Annotated in this window: 3 protein-coding genes; 1 reads left to right on the top strand and 2 read right to left on the bottom strand. The window is 57.8% G+C overall.

What is annotated here, in order from left to right:
• Nucleotides 1-2: 2 nt before the first annotated feature.
• On the bottom strand, nucleotides 3-1,889 hold the full coding sequence (locus GXX82_09310; protein NLT23231.1) for a TRAP transporter fused permease subunit: 1,887 nt from the start codon (nucleotides 1,887-1,889) through the stop codon (nucleotides 3-5).
• Nucleotides 1,890-1,940: 51 nt separating this feature from the next.
• A complete protein-coding gene (locus GXX82_09305) occupies nucleotides 1,941-3,035 on the bottom strand; it encodes a hypothetical protein (protein NLT23230.1) in 1,095 nt (364 codons plus the stop codon).
• A gap of 358 nt (nucleotides 3,036-3,393) precedes the next feature.
• On the opposite strand from GXX82_09305, the gene GXX82_09300 reads away from it, so the two are divergent.
• Nucleotides 3,394-5,110 (top strand): short-chain dehydrogenase (locus GXX82_09300; protein NLT23229.1); only part of this gene is annotated, 1,717 nt, incomplete at its 3' end.

The following is a 5,110-nucleotide window of genomic DNA, read 5'->3' as shown; positions in this document are numbered from 1 at the left end:
TCCTAGCTGGCCACAGGTTCGACATCGATACTCCCGGCGCGCGCCCTCATCCTGTGCCACAGAAGAGCTGCCACGAACAGGGCAACTCCTATAGCGGAGAAGGGGATACTGCGTTCAACGAGACCTACGAAGGCGAGCGCCGCGGCCATGAAGAACAATCCGCGCTCCCTGAGCTTGAGGTCGGTCAGCAGAAAGCCCACCAGCGATACCTGGAGAGAGCACAGGCAGATAATGGAGGCGATCACGGCCACCACCGCGAAGAGGGGCTCCCGAGGCTTCAGAAGGATCACCGGGCAGAAGACAAAGATATAGGGCACCATGAACCCGGCGACGGCAGCCTTGATCGACTCCTTGGCTGTCTTCATGTACGGCGCCTCCGCGATCTTGGCGGTTATCAGCGAGACAAGTGCCACGGGGGGCGTGAGAAAGGCGAAAACGCTGATGAACATAGCGAAGAAATGCCCGATATCGAAGGGCACCCCCATCTTCTGAAGGGCGGGCACAGCGAAGATCGTGACGATCATGTACGCCGTCAACGACGCGCCGGCGCATCCCATGGCAACGGTAATGACCTGAACAAGGAGAAGGGCAAGAAGGACACTTCCCAGGCTCCACGCCTCGATCCCCAGGACCAGCTTCACGCTCAGACCGCTCATGGTCAGCGTCGCAAGGATAATTCCGACCGCCGCCGTGGTGACACCTATGCCCGCGGCCTGGACCGTGCCGGTGACGAAACCGTTCACGAACTGTGTGAAAGACGGCCTCGTCTTCTTCCGTATGAGCGAAATGCCAACGGTGGTGATTATGGCCCAGAACCCTATGTAATTCACCGAGAAACCATAGGCCATCATCACGACGATGAGAAGGATCGGCACAATGAAATTGATCGATGAGATCGCGAGCTCTTTGCCGTCTATCGGCTCCTTCGCGGCCATGGGCAGCCTGTGCTTGCCGGCGGTGAGATACACGTACAATCCAACGAGGCCGAAATAAAGGATGGCCGGAAATACGGCCATCTTCGCGATGGTTATGTAGGGAATGCCCGTCATGCCTGCCATGGCGAAAGCGCTCATGCCCATGATGGGAGGCATTATCTGTCCGCCGTTGGACGCCGCCGCCTCTATCCCTCCCGCTTCCTCGGGCTTGAAGCCGAACCGCTTCATGAGGGGTATGGTGATGGTGCCCACAACGGCAGCGTTGGCGGCGGCGCTGCCCGTGATCATGCCGATGCCGCAGCTGGCCACGACAGCCATCATGGCCGCGCCGCCACGTATCTTGCTCATTACGATCTTGCCAAGTGTGAGAAAGAACTTGTCAGCACCGGTGCCCGACAATACACCCCCGAAAAGGATGAAAAGGAAAAGAAAGTTCGCCGATATCGGTATGAAAGCATAGATACCGTTATCCAGCCCGACGGAGAGGTTCGTCATGGTCTGCTCGAAACCCATGGATTGAATGGTCAGCGGGGCAGGCAGCCGCGCTCCGACGAATCCATATATGACGGCACCTATGGCCATGATCGAAAGGAACCAGCCCGTGGCTATTCTCGTCGCCTCGAGAACAAGCAGGATCGCCATGATGCCGGCAGCAAGGTCAAGGGCAGTGTTGAAATAGGCGCGCTGCTGTATGTCCTCCCAGTTGAGCTGGATGTAACCAAGGGCAAGGATGGCTGCGACAATGACGAACATCATCCACAGTCTCAGGGGCGTTGATCTTGTGTCTCTCGCTGCTCCTAAAAAGACAATGACCAGACTGAAGAGGAGATGCAGGTTGAGATAGGGCACGGTTGACATCAGAAGCACCTGCGAAGATACCATCTGATATATGACCATGAGAAATGCCACTATTATTACCGCGATCTTGATCACGCCGTTCACGCCGTCCTTCATTGCCGCCTCCTTGCCAGTTGCCGTATCCGGGGAGAAATTCAAGCAGCAGGTTTACTTGATCACGCCCGCGGCCTTAAGGCTCCCTATCTGTATCTTGTTCGCTTTGTAGAACTTCACAGCCGCGGGGTGCATCCTGGCCTCAGGTACCTCGACAGCCGCTACCGTCTTCTTTGTGATCACCCGTGCCGCGGGGCTGAGCTGCTGGAACTTGTCCACGTTCTCCACGTATATCCTCAGGATCTCCGCCACAACCTCGTCGGGCATGGAAACGTCGACGCCCCAGTTCATGCATTTTCCCAGCGCCGTCGTGGGCTGCTTCTGGCTTTTGCCTATGTTGCCGGCCGGGATCGTAACGATGGTTCCGGGATGACCCGTTGCCTGTTTCATCTTCGTCAGGACCGATGGATCAATGGAGATCGCGTAAACGTCCTTCATTGCGAACAGTTCGTTAAGGTAGGGCGAAGGCTCCCATTTGCCTGATCCCACGGGATTGATCCCGCCGTGAATAACGTCAACCGTCCCGTCCCTCGCAGCATCGGTCATGGCGTTCATGCCAAGGTACTGATACTTGGGTTTCACACCCGCAACCTTGAATATCTCCTCAAAGGCGACCGCCTTGGATGAGGCCTTGGAGACATTGGAGATGACCGTGCTCTTTCCGTTCATGTCGGCCAGCGTCCTTATCTTTGGATTGGTTGTCAGCAAGACGTCCACAGTAAACCCGCCAAAGGCGATGTGGCGGAAATTGTCGAGTTCGTATTTTCCCGCAAAATTCTTCCAGTCCCCGATCTGCCTCTTCGCGGCCCACACCTCGTCCTCCACCTGGAAGAAAACAAGGCTCTTTCTCTTCTCCGGTTTCATGATGAGGGTCTTCATATCAACCGCGGGGCCTCTTCCCTCGCGGGCGATGGCCTTGACGATCTTGCTGTTCTTGTTGATGAGCTCGGCCCAGTACACCGCAATGGTGTACGGGTTGGTGCCCGTCCACAGACCCGAGATCTCCACCTCGTACTTCTTTGCCTGCCCGTATGCCATCCCGGCGGACAAGAAGATGGCCATGACGAACAGCACGAACCAGGTACCCACTAAACCGCGTTTCTGTCTCATCTCACGTTCCCCTTTTCTGTTGTATTTGTTCCTGTCCATGATCTCATGGACCACGTCCGCCCGTCACGATCGCACCGGGCAGGGCAGGGGGTGCCGGGCAAAGCCGCGAACGCGCAACCCGCCCGCAGAGGCCCTGCGGGATCCCGAAGATGCGCACCCGAAGGGCATCGCTTCGCTGGCAGCCTTCCTGAATGAGGCATCTTAACCCTCATATTGGTCTAGGCGATATGTTGGTCCTACCATAGTACATAGTTTATATCATTGGGTACGGACCCTTTGTCAAGAGATTTCTGAGGACACGACGCGGGGCCCGGAGACCTGCGTCGGCCACGAATATTATCTTTACTCGTCTCCGTGTTCCTGTGATATAAATACAAAAACCGACCGGGGGTGATCCGTGGAGATCGAAGGCAAGAACGTGCTTGTGCTCGGCGCCTATGGCGAGGCCGGCATCGCCATCTGCAGGCAGATCCTCCGATACCTTCCCGCCGAGCTTGTCGTGACGTCCCTGACCGAAGAGGAAGCGCAATGGGCCCTCAAGGAGCTCGAACCCGAAACCCCTTCGTACTGCAAGGTCCGGGCCTCCTGGGGAAATGTATTCGTCCGGTGGTCGCTGAAGGATATGCGGCTCGCGGACATCGCGGCCTCCCGGGAGCATATAAGAACGATGGTCGACGACAATCTCGACGAGCTCACCGAGGACATCCTGGCGGCATCCACGCTCTACAGGGTTGTCACCGAGTACAGGCCGGAGATCATCGTAGACTGCATAAACACGGCGACAGCCCTCTCCTACCAGAACATCTATCACGCCTATAACACGATGGAGGGCACCGATGGAAGATGGGCGGACGCCCGGGACCTGCCCTATCACCTCCTGTCGGCAGTGACCATCCCTCCCCTTATCCGGCACGTCCAGATCCTCCACGAGTCGATGAAACGGTCTGGAACCCGGCTCTATCTCAAGATCGGCACCACCGGGACGGGCGGGATGGGCCTCAACATCCCCTTCACCCATGGCGAAGAGAACCCATCGAGGCTCCTCATGACGAAGGCCGCGACGGCCGGCGCCCACACCATGTTGCTTTATACCCTGAGCAAGACCCCGGGGTGGCCCATCATCAAGGAGATAAAGCCCGCCGCGATGATCGGATGGAAGGACATAGGAAAGGGGGTCATACGGCGGGGCAACAGGGGCTATCCGCTTTATGACTGCCCTGTGGAAGGCGCTTTCCGGCTGATGGAAGGTTCGACCTTCTCCTACGAGGAAACGGATACGGAAGCCTCCCCGGGTAACGGACAGATCGAAGGGGTGTACATCGATACCGGCGAGAACGGCGTCTTTTCCATCGACGAGTTCAAGGCGATCACCTCCCTCGGTCTCATGGAATTCGTCACCCCCGAGGACATCGCTCATCACACGATCATGAACATCATAGGTGTCAATTCGTCAAAGGATGTCATCGCGGCGGTCGACAATTCGGTGATGGAGCCGACCTTCAGGGCGGGCATCCTGCGCAGGGACGCGATCGAAGAGGCCACCCGTCTCGGCGGTGGGGGCGTTGCCTACGGGTTCCTGGGACCGAGAATGTCAAAGCTCATCACCGAATGCAAGCTTATCAAGCAAAGCTACGGCACCGTGGAGGACGCCCTTACCGTTACGCCCGGGCGTCTCGCCTACTCGCTGGAAAAGCTTCTCGAGGTCGATCCCGGGATGCGCAGCGCTCCCATCTCCATCGGAATACCCATCCTCCTGCCCGATGGGGAACGCCTTATCTTCGCCAGGCGGGCCGTGAAAGACAAGGACTGGGAGGAGAGACCATGGACCGTCACAGCCGCCAGCATCGATAGATGGGCCGAGCGGGAATGGGTGGACTTGAGGCCCGCCAATATGGAGCTATGGCAGGAGAGGTTCCGGAAGGCAAGCGAGGACGCCTGCAGGTTCCCCGAGAAGCATTGCTCCCGCTTCAACCGCGGCATGCTCTTCTGGAAGAAAACGGAGGAAGGCAAGACGATCATCGACCCGGGCGAGATAACAGCCTGGGTCTTCATCAACGAGTTCGGGGGCGGCAGGCCGCATGCCTACGGCGAGTCGAAGGAGATGGTGTACTTTT

The sequence above is a fragment of the Syntrophorhabdus sp. genome, from assembly GCA_012719415.1.
Lineage (GTDB): Bacteria > Desulfobacterota > Syntrophorhabdia > Syntrophorhabdales > Syntrophorhabdaceae > Delta-02.
The sequence above is the reverse complement of the archived record's forward strand: the minus strand, read 5'-3'. Positions and strand labels throughout refer to the sequence as shown.

Coding starts and splice junctions, on each gene's coding strand:
- GXX82_09310 (NLT23231.1), bottom strand. CDS start 1,889: ATGAAGGACGGCGTGAACGGCGTGATCAAGATCGCGGTAATAATAGTG.
- GXX82_09305 (NLT23230.1), bottom strand. CDS start 3,035: ATGGACAGGAACAAATACAACAGAAAAGGGGAACGTGAGATGAGACAG.